This window comes from Methylobacterium sp. WL12, from assembly GCF_008039475.1.
Classification (GTDB): domain Bacteria; phylum Pseudomonadota; class Alphaproteobacteria; order Rhizobiales; family Beijerinckiaceae; genus Methylobacterium; species Methylobacterium cerastii.
On the sequence record NZ_VRUW01000004.1, the window covers coordinates 1 to 25629 of the forward strand.

Genomic DNA, 25629 nt, shown 5'->3' on the forward strand with positions numbered 1-25629 from the left:
AAATCCAGGGCTATCAACCCCAAACCACCTTGCCCGTCTTGGAGAACCGTGATACCGAACCAACCACTCGGTGGTCCGCCTCAGCGGTGGGAGGCGTCTAAGCCCGCCCAGACCCCCTGTCAACCCCAAACCCGACACCAAGGCCAGACCCGAAACCGACAACACCGCCGACACAAACACCAGGCCACCCGGCTCACGCCAGCTGCCCCTTCGCTCGTCATGTCGGTGGTCCCGAACCAGAACCGCGTCGCCGCCGCCCCCGTTCGATGAACAGGGGTATACGGACACCCACGCAGCCCGTCAACAGGCGAAATGGAACTTTTGCGGATTTTCACGACAGAGACATGACAGAGACTGGAAGGCGGCCCCGAGTGGATCGTCGCGCATCTCTCCTGACGGATGGACCTGATCCGACGGATCGATGAGTGGAAGCGCGCTCGCGCACGAGGCGCCTCAATCTCGACATGCTGCCCTTCGACATGCTCATGTCTTGGCGGCCCTTGAAGCCGCCCTCCTCCGACAAGGCGCTCTTGGTGAACCGCGACCGTCTCAAGATCGGCGAGGCCGGCGGCCCGCGGACCCCGCCGGGTCATGCCCACGGGATTCAGCCGGCCCTCGACCTGCTCGGATCGGATGCGACGCGCATCGACCGCCGCGAGGTCAACCTGCGCTGGCTCTGCGCCTCGGCGCTGACCGGCCTCACCGGCGCGGCGCTGATCGGGGCGGCACTGCACGTCTCGCTGCAGGGCGAGGCCTCCTTCGCCGCCATCCCGGAACGGGTGAGCGTGGCGCCCCGGCCCCAGCCTAGCGAGGGCGGCACCAACCTCGCGCGCAAGGGCGACCGCCTCGTGCGCAACCTGATGATCGCCTCGGCCAAGCAAAGTTTCCGCTCGCCGGTGACGGTGCGTCTGGGGGACCGCGAGATCATCAAGGTCCGCCCCTTCGTGCGGATCACCACCGCGCTGTCTATGTCGACCGGGGTGTTCGCCGGCGACATCCCGAAATTCGATCCGATGAAGTTCGTTTCCGACGAGCCGGTCGAGCGGGCGCCTGATCCCGGCTCCGCCGACGCGCCCGGCGCGGAGGTCAGCGTGGTCAAGCGCGACCTCGCCGACGCGACGGTCGAGGCCGGCTCCGCCGCGCTGTCCGACGACGACGTGACGGCGCAGGTCGAGGAGGAGCGCCGGATCTCGGCCGAGGCGGGCCGGCGCACCGCGATCCCGATCGCGCCGCAGATCCTGCTGTCGCGCACCCTGCAGGGCGCGCCGACGCCGGACTTCGCGGGATCGCCCAAGACCGCCAACGACGGCAACCCGTTCAAGTCGATCGAAGTGCTGGTCGTGCCCGAGAACGTGACCAAGCTCGCCAAGGTCGAGTTGCGCCCCAACGAGACGCCGATCGTCGAGGAGCGCGACCTCGCATTGAAGCGCGGCGACACGCTGGAGGCCGTGGTGCGCGCCACCGGCTTCGCCTCGGAAGAGCAGATCCGCGGCATCGTCACGGCGCTCGGCGGTAGGACCAAGACCGGGGCGCTCGCGGAAGGGCAGCAGTTCCGCCTGCAGATCGCCCCCGGCGCGAAGCCCGGCGACCCGCGCCAAGTGACCCGGGTCGTGCTCTACGGCGAGGGCGGGATCGAGGGGATCGCGGCGATCAACGATCGGGGCGCCTTCGTCTCGGTGGCCCCTCCCCCCGAGGAGGCGCCGTCGCAGAAGCCGGCGGCGAGCGCCGAGAACGCTGAGGACGACGAGGAGGATGGCGGCTCGGGTCCGCGCCTGTACCAGAGCCTCTACGAGACGGCGGCCCGGCACGAGCTGCCGCGGGCCACGGTCGAGGACATCGTGCGGGTGTTCAGCTACGACCTCGACTTCCAGCGGCGAATCTCGGCCGGCGACGGCCTCGACGTGTTCTACACCTACGACGAGGATGCCGGCGCCTCGGCCGACCGGCCCGACCTGCTCTACGCCTCGTTGAACCTCGGCGGGGAACAGCGGAAGGTCTACCGCTTCCAGTCCCCGGACGACGGCTCGATCGACTACCTCGACGACCAGGGCCGCTCGCTCAAGAAGTTCCTGATCCGCAAGCCGATCGCCGACGGCATCATGCGCTCGGGCTTCGGCTATCGCCGCCACCCGGTGCTCGGCTACGCCAAGCTCCACACCGGCGTCGACTGGTCGAACCCGATCGGCACGCCGATCGTGGCCGCCGGCAACGGCACCGTGATCCGGGCCGAGATGACCTCGGGCTACGGTCGCCGGGTCGAGATCCAGCACATCAACGGCTACGTCACCACCTACAACCACATGTCGCGGTTCGGGCGCGGCGTCACCGAAGGCGCGCGGGTGCGCCAGGGCCAGGTGATCGGCTATGTCGGCTCCACCGGCCTCTCCACCGGCGCGCACCTGCACTACGAGGTCATCATCAACGGCCACTTCGTCGACCCGATGAAGATCCGGGTGCCGCGCGGGCGCGAGCTCGACGGCCGGATGCTCACCGAGTTCAAGCGCCAACGCGAGCAGATCGACGCGGTGATGCAGAAGTCGAAGAGCGCCACCGCGATGGCGCAGCGCGATGCGGCGGTGCGCTGACAAGGTTTTCGGGTCAGGCGAAGCCGAGCGTCGCGCGGATCGCTTCGGCGGTGTCGCCGCGCGCGCGCAGGTCGGCGAGGCTCGCGGACGCCTTCGATTTCGCGAGCTTGCCGCCGTCCGGCCCGAGGATCAGGGTGTGGTGGTAGTAGCGTGGGGTGGGCAAGCCGAGCAGCGCCTGGAGCAGGACGTGCAGGTCGGTCGCCGCCTCGAGGTCGCAACCGCGCACCACATGGGTGACGCCCTGGTGCGCGTCGTCGACGACGACGGCGAGATGATAGCTCGTCGGCACGTCGCGGCGCGCGATTACGGCGTCGCCCCAGCGGACGGGATCGGCGACCCGAAACGTTTCATGAGACACTCCCTCCCCTCCCCGCTCGGCGGGTGATGAGAGAGCGAGATCGGCATACCCATGGGTGCCGGATTCCGTTGCCAACGCCCGAGCCATGTCGAGCCGCCAGGCGTGCGGCGCGCGGGCGGCGCGGCGGGCGGCGGCGGCCTCCGGGGGGAGGCCGCGGCAGGTTCCGGGATAGAGCGGCGCGCCGTCCGGGTCGCGCGCGACGCTGCCCTCGCTCGCGACGCGGACGTCGCCGCGGGTGCAGAAGCAGGGATAGGCGAGGCCCCGCGCGATTAGCCGGTCGCGGGCGTCGCGATAGGCCTGCATGTGCTGCGACTGATGGCGGACGGGCGCTTCGAAGCGGAGGCCGAGCCAGGCGAGATCGGACATGATAGCGTCCACCAGCTCGGGCCGCGATCGGGCCGGGTCGATGTCCTCGATCCGTAGCAGAACACGGCCGCCGGTTCGGGCGGCGAGGTCGGCGTTGAGCAGCGCGGAATAGGCGTGGCCGAGATGCAGGCGCCCGTTCGGGCTCGGCGCAAAGCGAAAGGTGGGCCGAGGCGCGCCGGCAGACGTCAACCGCCGACGCGCTGCAGGCAGCGCAGCGGGCCGGGCGTGCAGGCGATGCCCGGCAGCGAGCAGGCCGGGCCCTCGGCCTGCCGCCGGCAGACGCTGCAGCCGTCGCCCCATTCGGCGCAGGTCGCGTCCGCGGCCGGCGAGACCGGGCCGTGGGGGGCGCGGTTCGGCAGGAGCACGCCGAGCAGTACCGTCGCCGCCACGAGGGCGGCGATGCCCCAGGCGGCGAGGCCGCCGGGGTCGCGGGACTTCGGGTGCGGGTCGGCGGTCGTGGCGGAAGCGGACATGGTGCCGGTGTTCGCTTGGGGGGACGCGTCCGTCAAGCCGCCCGCGCCACGCGGCGTTCCAGCAGGCCGGGCAGCAGCTTGAGGTCGAGGGGCTTGGCGAGAAACCCGTCGAAGCCGGCGCGGCGGGCGGCCTTCTCGTCCTCGCGGCCCGCGTTGGCGGTGAGCGCCACGAGCTGGAGGCGGCCGGACCGCGCGCGGGCTTCGGCCGCGCGGATGCGGCGGGCGGTCTCGTGGCCGTCGCAGTTCGGCATACGGATATCGATCAGGGCGAGGTCGAACACGCCGCCGTCCGCGATCCGTGCCAGGGCCTCGAGCCCGTCGGCCGCGTGCACCACCTCGGCGCCGAGGCGTTCCAGGGCCTTGGTCGCCAGGAGCGCGTTGATCGGGTTGTCCTCGGCCAGCAGCACGCGCAGGCCCGCGCCCACGCGCGCGGGGGCGGCGCTGGCCGCCTCGGGCGCGACGTCGGCCGGGGGCGCGGGGGCGAGCAGGCGGTCGAACAGCGAGCGGGCGCGAACGGGCTTGATCAGGTAGGTGTCGAAGCCGGCCGCACCCGGCGCGCCGAATTCGCGCCGGTCGAACGGCGAGAGCAGGACGAGGCTGCAGCGCACGCCGCAGGCCCGGGCCTGGTCGGCCAGCCGCCGAACAGCGTCGTCGCCGAGCGCCCGGTCGGCGATCACCGCGTCGAAGCCGACGCCGGCCAGCGCGTCGAGTCCGTCCTTGAGGTTGGGCATCACCACGGCAGCCGCGCCGGAGCGGGCGAGGTTGCGCGCCAGGAACGGCGCCTGGAACGGCGAGTCGGCGACGATCAGCACCTTGCGCGCCGCCAGCACCGGACGCGGCGCGGGGGCGGGCTGGTCGTCGGCTTCCGGCAGCGGCAGCACCACGCGGAAGGTCGAGCCGCGGCCGAGCTTCGATTCCACCTCGATCCGGCCGCCCATCCGCAGGACGAGGCGGCGGGTGATGGCCAGCCCGAGGCCGGTGCCCTCGTGGCTGCGGCTGGCGCTGCCGTCGCCCTGCTCGAACTCCTCGAACAGCGAGCCGATGCGGTCCTCGGCGATGCCCGGCCCGGTGTCGGCGACCGTGAGCAGGATCGCGCCGTCGGCTCGCGCCACGCCGACGCCGACGCCGCCGGATTGGGTGAACTTCACCGCGTTGCCGACGAGGTTGACCAGGATCTGCCGCACCCGGTCGCCGTCGCCGACCACCAGGGCCGGCACGTCCTCGGCCACGTCGAGGGCGATCTCGATGCCCTTGTCCTGCGCGCGCGGCGCCAGCAGCTCGACCACGGCCTCGGCGGTGGTCGCGACGTCGAACGGTTCGGCGGCGAGATCGATGCGGCCCGCCTCGATGCGCGAGAAATCGAGGATGCCGTCGATCAGCGAAAGCAGCGCCTGCCCGCTGGTGCGGACCGCCTGGACGTAGGTGCGCTGCTCGGCGTCGAGGCCCGTGTCGAGGACGAGCTCGGCCATGCCGAGGATGCCGTTGAGCGGCGTGCGGAACTCGTGGCTGACCGTGGCGAGGAAGCGCGACTTGGCGACGCTCGCGGATTCGGCGCGCGAGAGCGCCACATCGAGGGCACGCGCCGACTCGACGCGCCCGGTCACGTCGCGGCCGGCGCGCAGCCATTGGATCGGCTCGCTCCCGCGGGCGATCGGCACCTCGACGAAGGCGAACCAGCGCGGCACGCCGTCGGGCGGCATCACCCGCACCTCGCTCCGGCGCACCCCGTCCGGGCCTGTCTCGGCGCCGGCGGCCTCGAGCACCTGGAGGTCGAGGGTCGCGCCGATCATCGCGAGCGGCGTCCGGTCGAAGAGCGCGGCGTAGCCTTCGTTGGCGAAGGTGATGCGCCCGGCCGCGTCGCGCTGGACGATCACGTCGGTGGTCGCCTCGACCAGGGCGCGGTAGCGGTCCTCGCTCTCGGAGACCTGCCAGATCCGGTCGTGAAGATGCTCGGTGTCGTCCTGGGCGCCCGCCCGCCCACGGCGCGCCCAGGCGAAGGCGACGCTTCCCACGGTGACGAGGAGCGCGAGCGCGACGACGAGGTCCCTGGGGTCCATGCGGATCTCCCCCGGCGTGACGCACCCGGGCAGGGTGGACCATCGCAGGCGAGGCTGAACGATCGGTTGGGAAAGGCGCTTAATCGGAGGTTGCGACGCGCACGCCTCCCGATGTCGCGGCGCGTCGCCGTTCGAGCGTTCCCTCGCCGCAAGCGGTCACCCGCCGCGGGTCATCAACTCTGCGGAAAATCCGCGCCCAGGCTGGTCTCGCGCCAGGCTTCGATCTCGGCGAGCCGCGCCTTCAGCTTCGCGGTGACCGCGTCGTAGCCCCAGGCGCCGAGGACGAGGTGGCGCGGGGGATTGTCGATCTCCGCGACGCGGATCATCGCCTCCGCCGCGCGGACCGGGTCGCCGGCCTGGGTGCCGCTCTTCTCCGAGGTGGCGGTCAGCCGCGCGCCCGCGGTCTCGGCGTAGTCGGGGATCGTGCTCGGGGTCTGCTTCAGCGAGCGTCCGGCCCAGTCGGTGCGGAACGGACCGGGTTCGATGCAGGTGACCTTGATGCCGAGGGGCGCGGTCTCGGCGGCGAGCGCGTCCGACCAGCCCTCGACCGCATGCTTGCTCGCCGAATAATAGCCCGAGGCGGGAAAGCCGATGAAGCCCGCCACCGAGGTGACGTTGAGGATGCGGCCGCCGCGTTGCGCCCGCATGCCGGGCAGCACCGCGCGGGTCAGCGCGAACAGGCCGAACACGTTGGCGTCGAACTGCGCGCGAATCTCGGCCTCGACGCCCTCCTCGACCGAAGCCTGGTAGCCGTAGCCGGCATTGTTCACGAGCACGTCGACCCGGCCGAACGCGGCGTGGGCCGCCGCGACCGCGGCTTCGACCTGGGCTTGGTCGGTCACGTCGAGGGCGAGCGCCAGGGCGCGGTCGCCCGCGGCCTCGGCGAGGTCCGCGACGCGGCCGACATCGCGGGCCGTCACCACCGCGCGCCAGCCGCGGGCGAGCACGGCGCGGGCGAGGTCGTGGCCGAAGCCGGTGGATCAGCCGGTGATGAACCAGACGGGGGTGGTCGCGGAGGCCATGCGGATCGTCCCGTGCGCCCCGGCGGCCGGGGCGATGCGTGAGGGAAACGCGCATCCGGCCCAGGGCCGGGACGCGCGGCGTCCTCACGCAGATAGGACGCAGCGACGCCCCGGCGACGGGCTGGGCCGTCGCCGGGGCGGGGATCGTGCTGGGCTGCGCTGCGGCAGGCCCGTCGAGATCACTGGACGGCGTAGCGGGCGTGGCCCTCGATGGTGCCGGCATGGTGCTGCACCGGCACCTGGGCCTGGCCGACGAAGTAGGCCTCGACCATCTCGCGCACGACCTCGGCGAGGTCGTCGGCGCGGGCGAGGTCGAGTTGCAGGTCGCTGCCGACCGACCGGCCGAGGCTCGCCGCGCAATGGGTCTTGGCCACGAGCTTCTCGGCGTAGAGCTGGCCGATGCCGGAGACCGAGATCAGGTTGCGACCGCCGAGCTCCGGGCCGTACTTGATGACGATGCGCTGCTCGGGCTGCGAGGTGCCGCTGAGGACCGCGCGCAGGGTGACGAAGTCCTCCTTGTCGATCGCGCAGTCGAGGCCGGCGATGCGGCCGTGGACGTTGTCGCGCTCGTCCAGCACCTCGGACATCAAGGTCAGGACGCCGAGCACCGGCTGCAGCGCGCGCACGCCCTCGGCGAGCAGCCGGCTGCGAAAGCCGTTCTCGCGCGCCTCGGAGGCTTCGAGGCTGGCGTGGAAGCGATTCTTGATCTCTGACGGGTTGGTCATGGCGTGTCCTCGGATTCGACTGTCGATCTTTGGCGACCGTGATTCGAGACCTAGGGGTTTTCTTGATCTGCCACAATAGTGTGCAAAGTATTCCCGCCTGCCTGCACAATGGGCGGCTGGCGCGTGGATGATCATGCCTCTTTCCGGTGCAGACGCTCTGCCCGTCCTCGCGCGCACGAGGACGGGTCGCGAAACCGCTTCCGCTTCACGGGCCGGCGCCGATGGTGTAGGCGCGGCATCGATCCTTCGCCGCGCTCCCCTTCGCGACGCGCGGCACACGTCTCGATACCAGGAACGGACAGGCACCATGGCCGCCCGCATCGACGCCACCTTCGCCCGCTGCCGCGCGGAAGGCCGCGCCGCCCTCGTGACCTACGTGATGGCGGGCGACCCCGACCCCGAGACCTCGCTGAAGGTGCTGCAGGCGTTGCCGGCGTCGGGCGCCGACATCGTCGAGTTCGGCCTGCCCTTCACCGACCCGATGGCCGACGGCCCGGCGATCCAGGCCGCGGGCCTGCGGGCGCTGAAGGCCGGCCAGGGCGTCGCGAAGACGCTCGACCTCGTGCGCCGGTTCCGTGCGGGCAACGTCGACACGCCGGTGATCCTGATGGGCTACTTCAACCCGATCCACACCTACGGCGTCGAACGCTTCCTCGACGACGCGTCGGCGGCCGGCATCGACGGGCTGATCGTGGTCGACCTGCCGCCCGAGGAGGACGACGAGCTCTGCCTCCCGGCGCTGGCCAAGGGCCTCGCCTTCATCCGGCTGGCGACGCCGACCACCGACGAGCGGCGCCTGCCGGCCGTCCTCGCGAACACCGCCGGCTTCGTCTACTACGTCTCGATCAACGGCATCACCGGCACGGCGACGCCGGATTTCGGCGCCGTCGGCACCGCGGTCGGTCGCATCCGCCGCCACACGGCGCTGCCCGTAGTGGTCGGATTCGGCGTGAAGACCGGCGCCCACGCCGCGGCGATCGCCAAGGGCGCGGACGGCGTCGTCGTCGGCTCGGCGCTGGTCGACGCGCTGCACCGGACGCTGGACGGCGCGGGCGCGGCCACCGGTGGCAGCGTCGAGGCGGTCTCGGCGCTGGTGCGCGAGCTCGCGGCCGGCGTGCGCTCGGCCTCCGCCCGCGCCGCCTGACGCGGGCGGCGCTGGTCAAACGGGGCGACGGCCCCGATATGCAGGGCTCACGCTGAGCAAGGCCGATCGACGATCTCGGTCTGATCGAACCGGACGGGCGCTACATGATGGTCGAACCGATGAACTGGATCTCGGAGGTCGTGCGCCCCAAGATCAAGACCCTGTTCAAGCGCGAGACGCCCGAGAACCTCTGGGTGAAATGCCCGGATACCGGGCAGATGGTGTTCCACAAGGAGGTGGAGGGGAACCACTGGGTCATCCCCGGCTCCGAGCACCACCTGAAGATGAGCGCCAGCGCGCGCCTGAAGATGATGTTCGACGAGGGCACCTGGATCGACGTGCCGCTGCCCGAGGTCGCCGTCGACCCGCTCAAGTTCCGCGACGAGAAGCGCTACGCCGACCGCCTCAAGGAGGCGCGCACCAAGACCGGCATGCAGGACGCGTTCAAGGTCGGGTTCGGCCGGGTCGGCGGGCAGCCGATGACGCTGGCCTGCCAGGATTTCGCGTTCATGGGCGGGTCGCTCGGGATGGCGGCCGGCGAGGCCTTCATCCGCGGCGCCGAGACGGCCCTTGAGAAGCGCACGCCCTACGTGATGTTCGCGGCCTCCGGCGGCGCGCGGATGCAGGAGGGCATCCTCTCGCTGATGCAGATGCCGCGGACCACCGTGGCGATCCGGCGCCTGCGCGCGGCCCGCCTCCCCTACGTCGTCGTGCTCACCAACCCGACGACCGGCGGCGTCACCGCCTCCTACGCGATGCTCGGCGACGTGCACCTGGCCGAGCCCGGCGCGCTGATCTGCTTCGCCGGCCCGCGGGTGATCGAGCAGACGATCCGGGAGAAGCTGCCGGACGGCTTCCAGCGCGCCGAGTACCTGCTGGAGCACGGCATGCTCGACCAGGTCGTCCACCGCCACGCGCTGAAGGACACCATCGTGCGGATCTGCGGCCTCCTGATGAACGTCGGGCCGGCCTCGGTGCCGGCGTCCGCGCCGTCCGCGCCGTCCGCGCCGATCCTCGAACCCGCCTGACGCGGCGCGCGCCCATGGATTCCTCCGACGCGCTGATGGCGCGCTTCCTGGCCCTGCATCCGCGCACGATCGACCTGTCGCTCGGCCGCATCCAGAGCCTGCTCGCCCGCCTGAACCACCCCGAGCGCCGGTTGCCGCCGGTGATCCACGTGGCCGGCACCAACGGCAAGGGCTCGACCATCGCCTTCATGCGGGCGATCCTCGAAGCCGGGGGCTTGGCCGCGCACGTCTACACCTCGCCCCACCTCGTTCGCTTCCACGAGCGGATCCGGTTGGGCGGCATCGGCGGCGGCCACTACGTGCCCGAGGACCGGCTCGCCGAGGCCTTCGCCCGCTGCGAGGCGGCCAACGCCGGCGACCCGATCACGGTGTTCGAGATCACCACCGCGGCCGCGCTCCTGCTGTTCTCCGAGGCGCCGGCCGACGTGCTGCTGCTCGAGGTGGGGCTGGGCGGCCGCGTCGACGCGACCAACGTGATCGACACGGTCGCCGCCGCCGTCGTCACGCCGATCGGCCGGGACCACGCCGAGTATCTCGGCGACACCGTCGAGCTGGTCGCCAACGAGAAGGCCGGCATCTTCAAGCGCGGCTGCCCGGCGGTGATCGCCGCGCAGGATTACGCCGAGGCCGACGCGGTCCTGTGCCGCCGCGCGGAAGCCGTGGGCGCGACGCCGGTCTGGGTCGGCAACCAGGACTTCTCGGTCCACGAGGAGAGCGGCCGCCTCGTCTACCAGGACGAGACCGACCTGTTCGACCTGCCGCGCCCGAAGCTCGTCGGCCGGCACCAGTTCACCAACGCCGCCACCGCCATCGCGGGCCTGCGGGCGGCGGGCTTCGGCGACATCGGCGTCGCCGCGGTGGAGGCGGGCCTGCGCAACGTCGACTGGCCCGGCCGGATGCAGCGTCTCGCCCGCGGCCGACTCGCGGCCCTGGTCCCGGCCGGCTCCGAGCTCTGGCTCGATGGCGGCCACAACATCGACGGCGGCCGCATCCTCGCCACCGCGCTCGCCGACCTCGGCGAGCGCAGCGACGTGCCGCTGGTGCTTGTGGTCGGCCTGCTCGGCACCAAGGACGCCGAGGGGTTCCTGCGCCACTTCGTCGGGCTGGCGCGCGCGCTGATCGCGGTGCCGATCGCCGGGCAGATGGCGGCGCGGCCGGCCGAGGAGGTCGCCGAGATCGCCCAGCAGGTCGGCCTGAGCGCGCGCGTCTCGCCGAGCATCGAGGCCGCCCTTACGGCGGTCGCCGACATCGCCTTCGAGCGGCCGCCGCGCATCCTGATCTGCGGCTCGCTCTACCTCGCCGGCGCCGTCCTGACCGCCAACGGCACGCCGCCGACCTGACGCCCGACGGGCCCGGCGGCGTGCGGGCTAGAGCCTGCCGCACGCGAGGTCCGGTCGGCCCGCCATTGCAGAGCTGCCGCATCTGTGGCGCCGATGTTACATCTTGGCTGTGGGAAATCCCGTATTCTCAGCATCGATCGGGCAACATGCTGGGGATCAAGAGAACATGAACAAGCTTCTGACGTCATTGGCCGCCTTCACGGCCCTCACCGCCGCCGCCTCGGCCGCCGACCTGCCGCGTCGCGCTCCGCCGCCGGTCTTCACGCCCGTCCCGGTGTTCACCTGGACCGGCTTCTACTTCGGTGTGAACGCCGGCTACGGCTTCAACGCCGGCAACACCACCGCCCCGACCGTCGTCGGCGTCTCGCCGGGTAACGCGATCTTCGCCGGCCCCGCCGTCGGCGGCGTGCCCGCTGGCAACCGCGCTGGCGTCCTCGCCTTCGGCAACAACAGCGGCAACGACGGCTTCACCGGCGGTGGCCAGGTTGGCTACAACTACCAGTTCACCCCGGGTTCGGGTGTCGTGATCGGCATCGAGGCCGACGCCCAGTACGTCGACTTCGGGCAGAACCGGAACCGCTTCTCGTCCGCCACGGTCGCCGGCGGCGGCATCCTGCCGGGCACCCTCGTGTTCAACCCGTCGGGCCTTTCCAGCCTCGACTACTTCGGCACCGTGCGCGGTCGCCTCGGCTACGCCTTCGACAAGGCCCTGTTCTACGCCACCGGCGGTTTCGCCTACGGCTCGGGCGGCGGTCGTGACTTCGGCCTGCCGAACCGTTCGACCGACTCGTTCCAGACCGGTTACGCGGTCGGCGGCGGCGTCGAGTACGCGCTCCCCACCGACTCGTTCCTGAACTTCTTCCGTTCGTCGGCCGTGACCCTCAAGGTCGAAGGCCTGTACGTGAACCTGAACCAGGGCAACCGCAACAACGGCATCTTCGCTGTCAACTCGGCCGGTACGCCGGTCGGCGTCGGCAGCCCGGGCGTCACGCTCGTGTCGGGCGGCAACGTCCGTCGCGACACCGAGTTCGCCGTCGTCCGCGCCGGCCTGAACTACAAGTTCGGCTCCTACTAGGATCCGATCTCCGACCCACGGGCCGTCCAGAGCCCGGGGTCGACTCGAACCATTCGAATTGGGTTTCGAAACGGAGAAAGCCCGGCCTCACGGCCGGGCTTTCTTTTTGCGCGTGAAGCGATGCGCACGAAAAAGCCCGCCTCCTCGAGGAGGCGGGCCTGTTCGGCCGCTGCGGGCGTCAGGCGCTCGCGGTTTGCGCGCTGATCCAGCGGGACAGGTCGCCCTTCGGCGCCGCGCCGACCTTCTGGTCGACCCGCTCGCCGTTCTTGAACAGCAGCAGCGTCGGGATCGAGCGGATCCCGTACTGTGAGGCGATGCCGGGATTCTCATCCACGTTCACCTTCGCGATCTTCACGCGGCCCTGCATGTCGGAGGCGATCTCCTCGAGCGCCGGACCGATCTGCCGGCAGGGACCGCACCACTCCGCCCAGAAATCCACGACCACGGGCTCGACGGACTTGAGGACGTCCTGCTCGAAGCTCGCGTCGGTCACTTTCACCGTCGCCATCGGAAAATACCCTTCTCGAAAGGCCGCCCGGGCGCCTGCAACAGGCCGCCCGCCGACCGGTGCCATGAGACTTGGCGACCGGGCGTCCTGCGGTCAAGGCGGCGGACGGGGCCGCATGCCGGCTGCCCACCCGGTTCATGACGAATCGCACACGAAGCGCCGTGCGACGGGGGCCGGGTCCCCGCGCGCTCGCTTTGGTGGAGGCCCCGCCCCATGTGAGTCGGAACGCCCGGGCGACCGTCCGTGTCCGCCGCCCGGGCGTTTGGACCCGATCCAGGAGGATTCTCGACGGTGACAGGATTTTTGCAGGTGCCGCGCTTCCGTTCCCTCACGCTCGCCACCGTGGCGGCGGTCGCGCTCGCACCGGTCGCATTCGGCGAGGAGAGCGCCGCCCCGCGGCCGTCGCGCATCGAGGGCGATGCCTTCAGCGTGCCCGCGGCCAAGACCGCCGGCGACGCGCCTGCCGAGACTGCGGCGCCGAACTCCGCCTACAAGCCGCTGCTGCCGAACCAGACCCGTTCCCCGAAACCCGCCGAGGCCGTGAAGGTGGATGTCGCCACGGTGGCCAAGGGCCTCGCGAGCCCGTGGGCGATGGAGTTCCTGCCGGACGGCCGGATGATCGTCACCGAGAAGGCGGGCAAGATCCGCATCGTCGCGAAGGACGGTACCGTCGGCCCGGCCATCTCCGGCGTGCCGAAGGTAGACGCCCGCGGCCAGGGCGGCCTGCTCGATATCGTGCTCGGGCCGACCTTCGCCACCGACGGGCAGGTGTTCTTCAGCTTCAGCGAGCCCCGCGACAAGGGCAACGGCACGACCGTGGCGAAGGCCAAGCTCCTCCAGGACGGCAAGGGCGGGGGCAGGCTCGACGACGTGAAGGTCGTGTTCCGGCAGATGCCGACCTACGACGGCGACAAGCACTTCGGCTCGCGCCTCGTCTTCGCGCCCGACGGCATGCTGTTCGTCACGGTGGGCGAGCGCTCCGACAAGGCGACGCGCGGGCAGGCGCAGGACCTGTCGAGCGGCCTCGGCAAGGTCTTCCGCATCGACGCCGAGGGCCAAGCCCCCAAGGACAACCCGTTCTACGGCAGCGACAAGGCCAAGCCCGAGATCTGGTCCTACGGCCACCGCAACGTCCAGGCCGCGGCCCTCGACGGGCAGGGCCGGCTCTGGACCGTGGAGCACGGCCCCCGCGGCGGCGACGAGCTGAACCGGCCGCGCCCCGGCCTCAACTACGGCTGGCCGGTGGCGACCTACGGCATCGAGTATTCCGGCGAGCCGCTCGGCGAGGGCGTGAACCAGGCCGCCGGCACGGTGCAGCCAGTCTACTACTGGGACCCGGTGATCGGCCCCTCCGGCATGGCGCTCTACACCGGCACGCTCTTCCCCGCCTGGAAGGACGACTTCCTCGTCGGCGGCCTCGTCAGCGAGGGGATCGTGGTGCTGAAGCGCGACGGCGACAAGGTCGTCACCGAGGAGCGCGTGCCCCTCGACGCCCGCATCCGCGACGTCCGCGTCGGACCGGACGGCGCGGTCTACGCCGTCACCGACGGCGCGGACGGCCGCATCCTGAAGCTGACCCCCAGGGCCGACGCCGGCTGATCGGGGCATCGCTTGCCGAACGCATGCGACGCGTTCGGGCGCCCGTTGGTGTTCCTTCCACGTGCTGCCAGAGACTGTATTCACACAGCTCGCCGCGCATCCCGAGGGAGGCGCGGGTTCCCCTCTCCCCGCGGGCGGGGAGAGGCCCGGCTGCACCCCGTCGTGCAGCCGGGGAGCGGCGGCGAAGCCGAAGCGACGGTGAGGGGGAGTATGCGGAAGAGCCTCCTCCGGCGTCGCCCCCTCACCGTCGGCCGCCACCTCGCTTTGCCGACGACGAGTTCGGCAATGCCCTCTCCCCGCAGGCGGGGCGAGGGGATGCGCGCAGAGCGGATCGACAGCAGCGGCGATGTGTGAATTCGGTAGGTTTGCCGGGAAGGGACAGCACCACAACTTCGCAGCAGCCGACGAACGTGCGTCGCTACCGCCGCCGCTCCCCATTCACGTAGATCGCCGCGCCGAGCATCATCGCGGCGAGGGTGAACCAGGTCAGCGCGTAGACGAGGTGGTTGTTGTGGAAGGCCACCACCGTCAGGCCGCCGACCGGGAGGCCGCCCTCCGGCCCGGCATCCGCATCGATGAAGTACGGCGCCACGTCGCACAGCCCGCGGGCCGATGCGATGACCGCGACGTCGCGCGAGTACCAGCGATTCTCGGGCGGCGCGTTGCTGCGGAGGAACGCGCCGCCGGGTTCGGTCAGCCGCAGCAACCCGGTGACCACGACCTCGCCCTCGGGCCGGCGCCAGCCCGCCGGGTCGCGGCGGTCGGACGGGACGAAGCCGCGGTTCACTAGGACCGTGAAGCCCTCGGAGACCAGCGGGGTCAGAACCCAGAACCCGCCGCCGAGCGCCGTCACGGCCTGGACCAGCGTCGTGGATTCGTGGCGGAAGCGGCCCGACACCCGCACGTGCCGGTAGGCGTCCGACGCCTCGGTGACCGAGGGCCACGCAGCGGGCCCAGGAGCAGGCTTCGGCGCAGCGCTCACCCGCGCTTCGACGCGGGCGATGAGGTCGAGCTTCCAGGTCCGGCGCTCGACCTGCCAGATCCCGAGGGCGACGAGCCCCGCGACCGCCAGCGCGCTCGCGAGGTTAAACGCCGCCCGGCCGAGGCGGATCGTCCTCAGGGCTTGTGGTGCATCAGGTCGTGTGGGGAGGCCGGCATCATGTTGTTGTTCAGGTGATACATCACCCAGATCGAGCCGGTCAGCGTGATCACGACGAGGGTCAGCGTGAAGATCAGGGCGAGGATGGTCCATCCCCCTTCCGACTTCGTGTTCATATGCAGGAAGTAGATCATGTGGACCACGATCTGGACCACCGCGAAGGCCATGATGATCAAGGTGGTGTGCACGGCGTTGCCGAGCACGTCGCTCATCACCAGCCAGAACGGGATCGCGGTGAGGATCACCGAGAGCACGAAACCGGTCATGTAGCTGCGGAACGACCCGTGCGCGCCGGTCCCGGGACCATGCGCGTCGTGGCCGTGGCCGTGCGGCTCGGCGTGGGTGCCCGCCCCCGTCGCTAGACTCACTGCAGCACTCCCATCAGGTACACGAAGGTGAACACGCCGATCCAGACCACGTCGAGGAAGTGCCAGAACATCGACAGGCACATCAGCCGGCGCTTGTTCTCGACGATCAGCCCCTTCTGGGCGGTCTGCACCATCAGCACGATCAGCCAGACGATACCGAGCGACACGTGCAGGCCGTGGGTGCCGACGAGGGCGAAGAACGAGGACAGGAAGGCCGAGCGCTGCGGCGTCGCGCCCTCGTGGATCAGGTGGGCGAACTCGTAGAGCTCGATGCCGATGAAGCAAGCGCCGAACAGGCCGGTGATGGCCAGCCAGAGCTGCATCGTCTTGAGGTTGTCCTTCTCCATCTCCAGCATTGCGAAGCCGTAGGTGATGGAGGACAGGAGCAGCATCGAGGTGTTGAGCGCCACCAGCGGCAGCTCGAACAGGTCTCGCGGCGAAGGCCCGGCCGCGTAGTTGCGGCCGAGCACCCCGTAGGTGGCGAACAGCACCGCGAAGATGAGGCAATCGCTCATCAGGTACATCCAGAAGCCGAGCATGGTGCTCGACTCGTGGGCGTGGTCCTCCTCGAGGTAGAAGGCCGGTGCCTCGGCGCCCGGCGGGGCGGTGTCGGTGTGCATCATCGGCTCAGGCCCGCCCCGCCATCACGCTCGTACGCTGTCCTTCGGCCCGCACCACGTCGGCGGCGGGGATGTAGAAGTCGCGGTTGTAGTTGAAGGTGTGGATCACAGTGACCAGGAACATCGTCGCGAAGGTCGCCGCGGCGAGCCACCAGATGTACCAGATCATCGCGAACGAGAAGCCGATCGAGACCACGCCGAGGATCACGCCGGTGGCGGTGTTCTTCGGCATGTGGATCGCCCGGTAGCCCTCCACCGGCCGTGCGTAGCCGCGCTTCTTCATGTCGGACCACGCGTCGAGGTCGTGGATCACCGGGGTGAAGGCGAAGTTGTAGTCCGGCGGCGGCGAGGCGGTGGACCATTCGAGGGTCCGGCCGTTCCACGGGTCGCCGGTGAGGTCGCGCAGCGCCTCGCGGTTTCGGATCGAGACCACGAACTGCACGATCATCGACAGGATGCCGAGCAGGATCAGCACCGCGCCGAAGGCGGCGACGACGAACCAGATCTGAAGAGACGGGTCGTCGAAGTGGTTGGCGCGGCGCGTCACACCCATCAGGCCGAGCACGTAGAGCGGCATGAAGGCGAAGTAGAAGCCCACCGTCCAGAACCAGAACGACATCTTCCCCCAGAACGGGTCGAGCTTGAACCCGAAGGCCTTCGGGAACCAGTAGGTCACGCCGGCGAACATCCCGAACAGCACGCCGCCGATGATCACGTTGTGGAAGTGCGCGATCAGGAACAGCGAGTTGTGCAGCACGAAGTCGGCCGGGGGCACGGCGAGCAGCACGCCGGTCATGCCGCCGATGGTGAAGGTGACCATGAAGCTCACGGTCCACATCATCGGCAGCTCGAACCGGATGCGGCCGCGATACATCGTGAACAGCCAGTTGAAGATCTTCGCACCCGTCGGGATCGAGATGATCATCGTCGTGATGCCGAAGAACGAGTTCACGTCGGCGCCCGAGCCCATCGTGAAGAAGTGGTGCAGCCAGACCAGGTACGACAGGATGGTGATGACCACCGTGGCGTAGACCATCGAGGCGTAGCCGAACAGACGCTTGCCGGAGAAGGTCGAGGTGACCTCCGAGAAGATGCCGAAGGCCGGCAGGATGAGGATGTAGACCTCCGGGTGGCCCCAGATCCAGATGAGGTTGAAGTACATCATCGGGTTGCCGCCGAGGTCGTTCGTGAAGAAGTGCGTGCCGACGTAGCGGTCCATCGACAGCAGGGCGAGCACGGCGGTGAGGATCGGGAAGGCCGCCGTGATCAGCACGTTGGTGCAGAGCGAGGTCCAGACGAAGATCGGAAGCTTCATCATGGTCATGCCCGGCGCGCGCATCTTCACGATGGTCGCGATCAGGTTGATGCCCGACAGCAGCGTGCCGATGCCGGCGATCTGCAGCGCCCAGATGTAGTAGTCGACGCCGACGCCCGGGCTCATGTCCGCGCCCGAGAGCGGCGGGTAGGCGAGCCACCCGGTGCGGGCGAACTCGCCGACGAACAGCGAGGCCATGACCGTCATGGCGCCCGAGACCGTCATCCAGAACGAGAAGTTGTTGAGGAACGGGAAGGCCACGTCGCGGGCGCCGATCTGCAGCGGCACGACGTAGTTCATCAGGCCGGTGACGAACGGCATCGCCACGAAGAAGATCATGATCACGCCGTGCGCCGTGAAGATCTGGTCGTAGTGGTGCGGCGGCAGGTAGCCCTCGTTGGCGCCGAACGCCACGGCCTGCTGGGCGCGCATCATGAGCGCGTCGGCGAAGCCGCGGAGCAGCATCACGAAGGCCAGCACGATGTACATCACGCCGATCTTCTTGTGGTCGACCGAGGTCAGCCAGTCCCGCCACAGCGGGCCCCAGAAGCGGTAGTAGGTGATCGCGCCGAGGACGACGAGGCCGCCGAGCGCCACCATGGCGAAGGTCACCTGCAGAATCGGCTCGTGGTAGGGGATGTCTTCCAGGGAGAGCCGTCCGAAGACGAGCTTCTGGAGATCCGGATTGGAGAACATGGGTTCGATCCGTTGAGGGTGGTGCGGCGGCGAGGCGCCGGTCCTACTTGTTGTTGAGCTGCGACGGGGCGATCGAGTCCCGCTCCGGCGCCGGCATCTGGTTCTCGGGTTTCGTTCCGTTTTCGTGGCCGTGCGGGTTGTTGCCGTCCGGCTTCATGCCCTGCGGCTGCTCCTGGCCGTGCGGGGTGCGGCCGGAGGCCGGGGCGGTGGAGCCCGGCGCCTCGTCGCCCTGCTCGATGTGGCGGTTGTCGTAGCGCAGGCGCTCGCGGTTCTCGGTGGAATCCTTGCCGGCGCCGCCCTTGGCGTCGATCGTCATCATCTCGCTCATGCACATCTTGCCCGGCACGGCGCACATGTTGAGGATCGTGTCGAACAGCCCGTCGGCGACGGACTTGTAGTACTTGACCGGCTCGGCCTCGCTCGGCTTCTCGAGCTTGAGGTAGTCCTCGCGGCTGAGCTCGCTTCCTTGCGCCTTCGCCTTGGCGATCCAGGCGTCGAAGCCGGCATCGTCGAGGCCGTGGAACTTGAACGTCATCCGCGAGAAGCCGGTGCCGCTGTAGTGCGAGGACAAGCCGGCATACTCACCCGGCTTGTTGATCACCGCGTGGAGCTGCGTCTGCATGCCAGGCATCGCGTAGATCATGCCGGCCAGCGCCGGGACGTAGAAGGCGTTCATCACCGAGGAGGCGGTGATCTTGAAGTCGATCGGCCGGTCGACGGGGGCGGCGAGCTCGTTGACGGTGGCGATCCCGTATTCGGGATAGAAGAACAGCCACTTCCAATCGAGCGCGACGACCTCGACGGTGAGCGGCTTCACGCCGGCCGCCACGGGACGGGTGGCGTCGATGCGCCGGAGCGCCCGGAACGGGTCGAGGGTATGGGTGCTGATCCAGGTGAGCGCGCCGAGCGCGATGATGATGAGAAGCGGCGCGGTCCAGATCACCACCTCGAGCTGGGTCGAGTGGTGCCAGTCCGGATCGTAGGGGGCGGACTCGTTGGTCGCCCGGTAGCGCCAGGCGAAGAGCAGGGTCAGCGCGATCACCGGAAGCACGATCAGCAGCATCAGCCCGACTGAGGCGAGGACGAGGTTGCGCTGCTGCAGGGCGACGTCGCCCGAGGGCTGCATCACCACGAGGTTGCAGCCGGCGAGCAGCCCGGAGAGCGAGACCGCGCAGAAGCCGCGCAGAAGCCGGGCGGCGGTGCGGGCCGGAGGACGGGGACGTGAGGCGGAACGTGCCACGGTGATCAACTCGGTTTGCCTGGCCGGCGGGCCCGGGGGCCGTTCGGCGCGATCATGCATCGGGACGGGGTGAGGGACGACGCGGGCGTCCCGACTACATCTGCCGCATCTCGGAACGGTCGAGGGTCAGGGCAAGGAGCGATGCCGCCGCACCCGAGAGCAGGTAGAGGCCGACCATCCACAGCCCGTAGCGGGACGAGAGCCAGAGGACGACCAGCGGAGCGAAGCCTGCGCCGAACAGCCACGCCAGATCCGAGGTCAACGCCGCGCCGGTGTAGCGGTAGCGCGCGCCGAGGCGCGCCGTCACCGCGCCGGCGGTCTGCCCGTAGGCGAGGCCCATCAGCATGAAGCCGACCGTGACGTACATGGTCTGGCCGATGGCGCTGTCGCCGAACACCAGCGGCGCGACGATGCTGCCCAGCGCGAAGGCGGCGATCAGGCCGGAGCTGAGCAGCAGCGCGTTGCGGCGGCCGATCTGGTCGGCGATCAGCCCGGAGGCCGCGACCGCGCCGGCGCAGACGATGGCGCCCGAGCATTGCACGATCAGGAACTCGCCGGGCGAGCGGTCGGTGAACAGGGTCAGCCAGCTGATCGGGAAGATCGTGACGAGGTGGAACAGCGCGAAGGCGGCGAGCGGCACGAAGGCGCCGATCCACACGTCGAGGGCGTGATGGCGCACCACCTCGGACACCGGCACCGGCTCGAGCTTGCCCTTCTCCATCAGGCGGACGAACTCGTCGGTGGCGACCAGACGCAGGCGGGCGAACAGGGCCACGACGTTGATGGTGAAGGCGCAGTAGAACGGGAAGCGCCAGCCCCAATCGAGGAAGTCGGCGGAGTCGAGGTTCACGAGGAAGAACGAGAACAGGGCGCTGGCGACGATGAAGCCGAGCGGCGCGCCGAGCTGGGGAATCATCGCGAACCAGCCGCGGCGCTCGCGCGGGGCGTTCAGCGCCAGCAACGAGGCGAGGCCGTCCCAGGCGCCGCCGAGCGCGAGGCCCTGGAGGATGCGCAGGCCGGCGAGCAGCCAGATCGAGGCGTAGCCGATGCTGGCGTAGCTCGGCAGGAAGCTCACCGCCGCGGTGGCACCGCCGAGCATGAAAAGGGCGATCGTCAGCTTCACGCCGCGCCCGTGCCGCCGGTCGACGGCCATGAAGATCACCGAGCCGATCGGCCGGGCGACGAAGGCCAGCGCGAACACCGCGAAGGAGTACAGCGTCGCGGTGAGCGCATCCGGCTCGAACGAGAAGAACACCTTCGGGAACACCAGCACCGAGGCGATGCCGTAGACGAAGAAGTCGAAGTATTCCGAGGCCCGGCCGATCACCACGCCGGCGGCGATCTCGCCCGGGGCGACCTTGTGGTCGGTGGAGACCAGATGCGCGTCGCGCTCCAGGGGGGTGGAGTTTGCCAGGGCGGGCTCAGGAATCATGTCGGACAGCCGGCTTGCTCGATGAGGCGACGGTGACGCGGTGCGGCGATTCACGGGGCGTGCGTGCCACGGCCGGGGAGCGGAAAGTACCCGCTCAGGACCGTCGGCGACACCGCCGCGTAGTCGCAGCGCCGATCAGAGGCTTTCGAGGCTGATAGCGCAAGCGTGCGCGACGGTCCCCCATGAATCCGGCATGTCCCTGCCGTTCCGAGCGCATGCCCCGGCGCGGGGAAATGCCGGGTGAAGTCGCGCGAGCGGACGTCTCAGTTCACGTTTCGAGGAACGTCGACCGTGAGCATCGGCAGGAGGATCGAGCCGGCGGAGGCGTCCGCGAAGGGCGGGCGCAGGAAGCGGGGGCTCGCAGCAGGCGGGCTTGCCAGCAGGGCGAAGGCGGCGACGCTCAGGGCGAAGCCGAACGCCAGCAGCGACGTCTCGAGGCTGTGGTAGATTGCGTCCATCGCCCGAACTCCCACCACGCATGCGGTGCGGAATGATCGCGCGGCCGGGTTAAGCGAGCGGTAACGTCCGCCCGCTCGCGAGGCGGCGCAAGGACCGGGCGGGGCGGGCCGCCCGTCCCGTCAGGCGCTGCCGGCGGCCTCCATCCGGGCGAGGTCGGGCGCACGCGGCTGCAGAATGGCGGCGGCCAGATGCGCTTCGAGCACGATCAGGTCGCCGTCCGGGTCCGGCACCCAGCCGCAGGCGCAGGTCGTGCCCGCCCCGTGCGCCGCCGCGATCTGCCCGTAGAGCGCGCCGACGGTCCGCGAGGCGGCTTCGAGGGCGGCCATCACCGGCAGGACCTGCCCGTCGAGGGCCTGCCAGAACGCGCGCGCCAGCGCCTGCTCGATCGCCGCCTGCCCGCGGGTCTCGTCGCAGCGGCAGCTTTGGGATTCCGGGATCATGCGCGGGCTCCGGTGCGGCGGACACGCTGCGGCGCCGACGCGACGCGGTCGATCAGGTCCGGCAGGCGGTGCAGGCGCAGGCCGAGGCAGGAGCCGTCCCACCAAGCCACCGTCACGCAGGTATCGATCAGGTCCATCACCCGTCTCATTCCGGCCTCCAGCATCCGTGCATTCGCCGATGCCGCCGCCTGACTGCAGACTAACCCGACACCGTCGATAGACCGTCTAGCAGGATCGCAAATCGATTATCAAGCGATTTATCAAATATTGGAAACGTTGTAATTCCAGTCTTCAGCTGTCGATCTCCAAGTTTATATTTGAAATCGTTCCACAGTAGACGCCTGCCATCACGCTCCGACGGCCACGAGCACCGCGCCGGCGGCGATCAGCGCGACGCCGAGCCAGTTCAGCGGGCTCAGCGTCTCGCCGAGCAGGGTCGCGCCGAAGAGCGCGACCAGGACGACGCTGAGCTTGTCGATCGGCGCGACGCGGGCAGCGTCGCCGAGGGACAGGGCGCGGAAGTAGCAAAGCCACGAAGCACCGGTGGCGAGGCCCGACAAGACGAGGAAGACCGCGCTCCGCCCCGGGATCCGGGCCAAGTCGGCGGCCTGGCCGGTGACGACCACGATGGCCGCGGTGAGCGCCAGGATCACCACCGTGCGGACGAGGGTCGCCACGTCCGAGGGCACGCCCGCGACGCCGACCTTGGCCAGGATCGCGGTAAGCGCGGCGAAGGCCGCCGAGAGCAGGGCCCAGAAGCGCCAAGACTGGATCGATGACTGAATCAGCGTCGCCATCACGAGGGCCGGCCCGTCACAGGATCGCGCGCATCAGCAGCAGGCCGGCGAACAAGCCTGCGAGGCCGAGCGCCACCGAGCCGACGATGTAGACCGCCGCCGCGGCGGCCTCGCCCCGCTCCAGCAGAAGCACGGCTTCCAGGGAATACGAGGAGAAGGTGGTGAAGCCGCCGAGCACGCCGGTGGCGATGAACAACCGCAGCGGCTGCCCGCCGCCGCGCAGGGCGAACCACCCGGTGAACAGCCCCATCAGCACCGAGCCGACGACGTTGATCGCCATGGTGCCGTAGGGGAAATCCGAGCCGAGCCGGAGGGAGGCCGCGCTGACGCCGTAGCGCGCGACGCCGCCGAGGCCGGCGCCGAGGAAGACGAAGAGGAGGTTCATTCTGTTGCCGATCCCGGGCAGGCGTGCACCCGAGCGCTAGCGTCTGGCACCGCGTCTGTCATCGGGCAGCCGGCATGCAAGAAGCCGGCAAGCATGACGAACGCCGCCGGCCCCATCACGGTCCGGCGGCGTGCAAGCGAAGTTCCAGGTTCAAACGCGCAAGTGTGGGGCGCGCTATCCGAGCACCTTGTCGATGGTGATCGGCAGGTGGCGGATGCGCTTTCCGGTGGCGTGGAACACCGCGTTGGCCACCGCCGCGGCGGTGCCGACGATGCCGATTTCGCCGAGGCCCTTCACCCCGAGCGGGTTGGCCTTGTCCTCCTCGTCCACGAAGATCACGTCGATGTCGTAGATGTCGGCATTGGCTGGCACGTGATACTCGCCGAGGTTGTGGTTCATGAACCGGCCGAGGCGGTGGTCCATCATCGATTCCTCGTGCAACGCCGAGCCGATGCCCATCACCACGCCGCCGAGGATCTGGCTGCGCGCGGTCTTGGGATTGAGAATCTTGCCGGCCGCCACCGCCGAGACGACGCGGGTGAGGCGGATCTGGCCGAGCTCCTCATCGACCCGGACCTCCACGAAGACGGCCGAGTGGGTGTAGGCCTCGTACTGGCTGGCGAAATCCTTGTCGGGACCGGCGGATTCGGTCGCCTCCACCGTCTCGACGTCGGCGGCCTTCAGCACGTCGACCAGGGCGACGCTGCGGCTATCGTCGCCCGCCACCGCGATGCGCCCGTTCGCGAAGGCGACGCGGTCGAAATCGACGTTGGCGAGCGGCGAGCCCTCCATGGCGCGGGCGAGCTTGAACACCTGTTCGCCGACGTTGCGGCAGGCCTTCATCACCGCGGTGCCGGAGGAGGCCGCGGTCCACGAGCCGCCCGCGACCGGCGCCTCGGGGAGCCGCGTGTCACCGAGCTTGGTCGTCACGTCCTCCATCGGCAGGCCGAGGGTGTCGGCGGCGATCTGGGTGAGGATCGTGTAGGTGCCGGTGCCGATGTCGCCGGTGGAGTTGCCGACCTCGAGCTTGCCGTCCGCGCTCAGGATGGCGTGGGCGCTCGATTGCTGCATCATCGATTCCCACACGCCGGTGGCCATGCCCCAGCCGACGAGCTCGTGACCCTCGCGCATCGAGCGCGGCGCAGGCGTGCGCTTGGCCCAGCCGAAGCGTTCGGCGCCCTGCGTGAAGCAGGCCTTCAGCGCCTTCGAGCCGAACGGCTTGTCCTCGGAGGTCGCGTCGGCCTCGGAGAAGTTGCGCAGGCGCAATGCGATCGGGTCGAGGCCGGCCTCGTGCGCCAGCTCGTCCATCGCGGTCTCGATGGCGAAGACGCCGGTGACCGCGCCGGGCGCACGCATGTCGCCGGGCGAGGCCGTGTCGAGCTGGGCGATCTTGTACGTCAGCGCGACGTTGTCACACTTGTAGAGCACGCCCGACCAGTTGACGACGACCTCCTGGTAATCCTCGTAATGCGAGGTCACGCCGATCGCGTCGTGGCGCAGCGCCTGCAGCTGCCCGTCCTCGCCTGAGCCGAGCGACACGGTCTGGATCGCGTCTGGGCGGTAGGTGAACGACCACATCTGGTCGCGGGTCAGGACCACGCGCACCGAGCGCTCCAGGTCGCGGGCGGCCAGCATCGCCAGGAAGAGCTGGTATTGCGGGCGCAGGCCCGAGCCGAAGCCGCCGCCGAGATACGGGTTGAGAACCCGCACGTCGTCCTTCTTCAGGCCGAACACCGCCGCGAGGTAGTTGTGGCTGTTCGAGACGCCCTGGACCTTGTCGTAGACCGTGTACTTGCCGTCGCCCTCGTAGACGACGGTGGAGGCGTGGGGCTCCATCGGGTTGTGGTGCTCGACCGCGAGCCGGTACTCGTTCTGCAGCTTGATCGGCGCGGCGTCGTAGGCGGCGTCGGCGTCGCCCCAGGGCTTGGGCGGCGGCTTGATGCCGGCGCGCTTCTTCGGCGGGTCGTAGGCGAAGGCGCGGACGGCGTCGGCGGAGGTCTTGGGCTCCTCGGCCTCGTAGGCGACGATCACCAGGGTAGCCGCGTGCCGTGCGGTCTCGAAATCCTCGGCCACGACGAGGGCGACCGGCTGGCCGCTGAAGGCGATCTTGTCGTCGTAGAGCGCGCGGAACGGCGAGCCGGGGGGCGCCACCGCGTCCTGGTAATTGTAGTCGAGCCAGGCGGTGCGCGAGCGGTTCTCGTGCGTGAGCACCTTGATGACGCCGGGCACGGCTTCGGCGGCGGCGGTGTCGATCGCGCTGATGCGGCCGCGCGCGATCGCGCTCGACACCACGTAGCCGTGGGCGAGGTCGGCGGCGGTGAATTCGCCGGCGTACTTGGCCAGGCCCGTCACCTTGGCCGGTCCGTCGACGCGGCTGCGGGGGGTGCCGACGAAGCTGTCGTGACCGGTGGAGCTGAAGGTCTGTGTCATGCGGCGAT

The 25629-nt window shown here is 70.0% G+C and carries 23 protein-coding genes and 1 pseudogene; 6 read left to right on the top strand and 18 right to left on the bottom strand.

Annotated features, from left to right (window positions below; genetic code table 11):
- Positions 1 to 533 precede the first annotated feature (533 nt).
- Complete coding sequence (locus tag FV226_RS02735; protein ID WP_238271024.1) at positions 534 to 2585, top strand: M23 family metallopeptidase; 2052 nt, start codon at positions 534 to 536, stop codon at positions 2583 to 2585.
- 13 nt (positions 2586 to 2598) lie between these two features.
- Here FV226_RS02735 and gluQRS read toward each other — a convergent pair whose 3' ends face one another.
- From gluQRS to FV226_RS02760, 5 genes and pseudogenes are all read right to left on the bottom strand, one after another.
- Positions 2599 to 3498 carry a tRNA glutamyl-Q(34) synthetase GluQRS gene (gene gluQRS, locus FV226_RS02740; RefSeq protein WP_246691469.1) on the bottom strand — a complete coding sequence of 300 codons (900 nt, stop codon included), beginning with the start codon at positions 3496 to 3498 and terminating at the stop codon, positions 2599 to 2601.
- Complete coding sequence (locus FV226_RS02745; RefSeq protein ID WP_147761722.1) at positions 3495 to 3782, bottom strand: hypothetical protein; 288 nt, start codon at positions 3780 to 3782, stop codon at positions 3495 to 3497. Before FV226_RS02745 ends, gluQRS begins: the two co-directional genes overlap by 4 nt.
- A 32-nt stretch (positions 3783 to 3814) precedes the next feature.
- Entirely contained in the window at positions 3815 to 5839 is a 2025-nt protein-coding gene (locus FV226_RS02750; protein ID WP_147761723.1) for an ATP-binding protein, read from the bottom strand.
- Positions 5840 to 6012: 173 nt separating this feature from the next.
- Positions 6013 to 6861: pseudogene (locus FV226_RS02755) on the bottom strand (oxidoreductase).
- A gap of 179 nt (positions 6862 to 7040) precedes the next feature.
- Entirely contained in the window at positions 7041 to 7586 is a 546-nt protein-coding gene (locus FV226_RS02760; RefSeq protein WP_147751840.1) for a hypothetical protein, read from the bottom strand.
- A gap of 307 nt (positions 7587 to 7893) precedes the next feature.
- On the opposite strand from FV226_RS02760, the gene trpA reads away from it, so the two are divergent.
- The 4 genes from trpA (at position 7894) to FV226_RS02780 (ending at position 12173) form a co-directional block, all read left to right on the top strand.
- Entirely contained in the window at positions 7894 to 8730 is an 837-nt protein-coding gene (trpA, locus tag FV226_RS02765; RefSeq protein ID WP_147761724.1) for a tryptophan synthase subunit alpha, read from the top strand.
- A gap of 107 nt (positions 8731 to 8837) precedes the next feature.
- Complete coding sequence (gene accD, locus FV226_RS02770; RefSeq protein WP_147761809.1) at positions 8838 to 9758, top strand: acetyl-CoA carboxylase, carboxyltransferase subunit beta; 921 nt, start codon at positions 8838 to 8840, stop codon at positions 9756 to 9758.
- 14 nt (positions 9759 to 9772) lie between these two features.
- Entirely contained in the window at positions 9773 to 11098 is a 1326-nt protein-coding gene (locus tag FV226_RS02775; RefSeq protein ID WP_147751842.1) for a folylpolyglutamate synthase/dihydrofolate synthase family protein, read from the top strand.
- A 166-nt stretch (positions 11099 to 11264) separates the two neighbouring features.
- Positions 11265 to 12173, top strand: coding sequence for a porin family protein (locus FV226_RS02780; RefSeq protein ID WP_147751843.1), 909 nt, complete (start codon positions 11265 to 11267; stop codon positions 12171 to 12173).
- Between the two features lie 178 nt (positions 12174 to 12351).
- Here the strand turns inward: FV226_RS02780 and trxA are convergent, their stop codons facing one another.
- On the bottom strand, positions 12352 to 12681 hold the full coding sequence (gene trxA / locus FV226_RS02785) for a thioredoxin (protein ID WP_147751865.1): 330 nt from the start codon (positions 12679 to 12681) through the stop codon (positions 12352 to 12354).
- 309 nt (positions 12682 to 12990) lie between these two features.
- Between trxA and FV226_RS02790 the strand changes: the two genes are divergently transcribed.
- Positions 12991 to 14280 carry a PQQ-dependent sugar dehydrogenase gene (locus tag FV226_RS02790; RefSeq protein WP_147761810.1) on the top strand — a complete coding sequence of 430 codons (1290 nt, stop codon included), beginning with the start codon at positions 12991 to 12993 and terminating at the stop codon, positions 14278 to 14280.
- Between the two features lie 418 nt (positions 14281 to 14698).
- Here the strand turns inward: FV226_RS02790 and FV226_RS02795 are convergent, their stop codons facing one another.
- The 12 genes from FV226_RS02795 to FV226_RS02845 form a co-directional block, all read right to left on the bottom strand.
- Complete coding sequence (locus FV226_RS02795; protein WP_246691476.1) at positions 14699 to 15391, bottom strand: SURF1 family protein; 693 nt, start codon at positions 15389 to 15391, stop codon at positions 14699 to 14701.
- 5 nt (positions 15392 to 15396) lie between these two features.
- Positions 15397 to 15807: a cytochrome o ubiquinol oxidase subunit IV gene (gene cyoD / locus FV226_RS02800; protein WP_147751845.1), complete on the bottom strand. Its 411-nt coding sequence runs from the start codon at positions 15805 to 15807 to the stop codon at positions 15397 to 15399.
- Complete coding sequence (cyoC, locus tag FV226_RS02805; RefSeq protein ID WP_147751846.1) at positions 15804 to 16430, bottom strand: cytochrome o ubiquinol oxidase subunit III; 627 nt, start codon at positions 16428 to 16430, stop codon at positions 15804 to 15806. The genes cyoD and cyoC overlap by 4 nt, the downstream gene beginning before the upstream one ends.
- A gap of 4 nt (positions 16431 to 16434) precedes the next feature.
- Positions 16435 to 18438: a cytochrome o ubiquinol oxidase subunit I gene (gene cyoB / locus FV226_RS02810; RefSeq protein WP_147761725.1), complete on the bottom strand. Its 2004-nt coding sequence runs from the start codon at positions 18436 to 18438 to the stop codon at positions 16435 to 16437.
- A 43-nt stretch (positions 18439 to 18481) separates the two neighbouring features.
- Positions 18482 to 19624 (bottom strand): ubiquinol oxidase subunit II, encoded by a 1143-nt coding sequence (gene cyoA, locus FV226_RS02815; protein WP_281406018.1) that lies wholly within the window; start codon positions 19622 to 19624, stop codon positions 18482 to 18484.
- A gap of 148 nt (positions 19625 to 19772) precedes the next feature.
- Positions 19773 to 21110, bottom strand: coding sequence for an MFS transporter (locus FV226_RS02820; RefSeq protein WP_147751849.1), 1338 nt, complete (start codon positions 21108 to 21110; stop codon positions 19773 to 19775).
- 263 nt (positions 21111 to 21373) lie between these two features.
- Positions 21374 to 21568 carry a hypothetical protein gene (locus FV226_RS02825; RefSeq protein ID WP_147761727.1) on the bottom strand — a complete coding sequence of 65 codons (195 nt, stop codon included), beginning with the start codon at positions 21566 to 21568 and terminating at the stop codon, positions 21374 to 21376.
- A gap of 120 nt (positions 21569 to 21688) precedes the next feature.
- Positions 21689 to 22009, bottom strand: a complete 321-nt coding sequence (locus FV226_RS02830; RefSeq protein WP_147761728.1) for a hypothetical protein — start codon at positions 22007 to 22009, stop codon at positions 21689 to 21691.
- Positions 22006 to 22146, bottom strand: a complete 141-nt coding sequence (locus FV226_RS27860; protein ID WP_187273716.1) for a hypothetical protein — start codon at positions 22144 to 22146, stop codon at positions 22006 to 22008. The genes FV226_RS02830 and FV226_RS27860 overlap by 4 nt, the downstream gene beginning before the upstream one ends.
- 210 nt (positions 22147 to 22356) lie before the next feature.
- Positions 22357 to 22794, bottom strand: a complete 438-nt coding sequence (locus tag FV226_RS02835) for an EamA family transporter (RefSeq protein ID WP_147751867.1) — start codon at positions 22792 to 22794, stop codon at positions 22357 to 22359.
- A gap of 28 nt (positions 22795 to 22822) precedes the next feature.
- A complete protein-coding gene (gene crcB, locus FV226_RS02840) occupies positions 22823 to 23191 on the bottom strand; it encodes a fluoride efflux transporter CrcB (RefSeq protein WP_147761729.1) in 369 nt (122 codons plus the stop codon).
- A gap of 174 nt (positions 23192 to 23365) precedes the next feature.
- The gene (locus FV226_RS02845; RefSeq protein ID WP_147761730.1) at positions 23366 to 25621 is read right to left on the bottom strand and encodes a xanthine dehydrogenase family protein molybdopterin-binding subunit; all 2256 of its coding nucleotides are present in this window, start codon (positions 25619 to 25621) and stop codon (positions 23366 to 23368) included.
- Positions 25622 to 25629 lie beyond the last annotated feature (8 nt).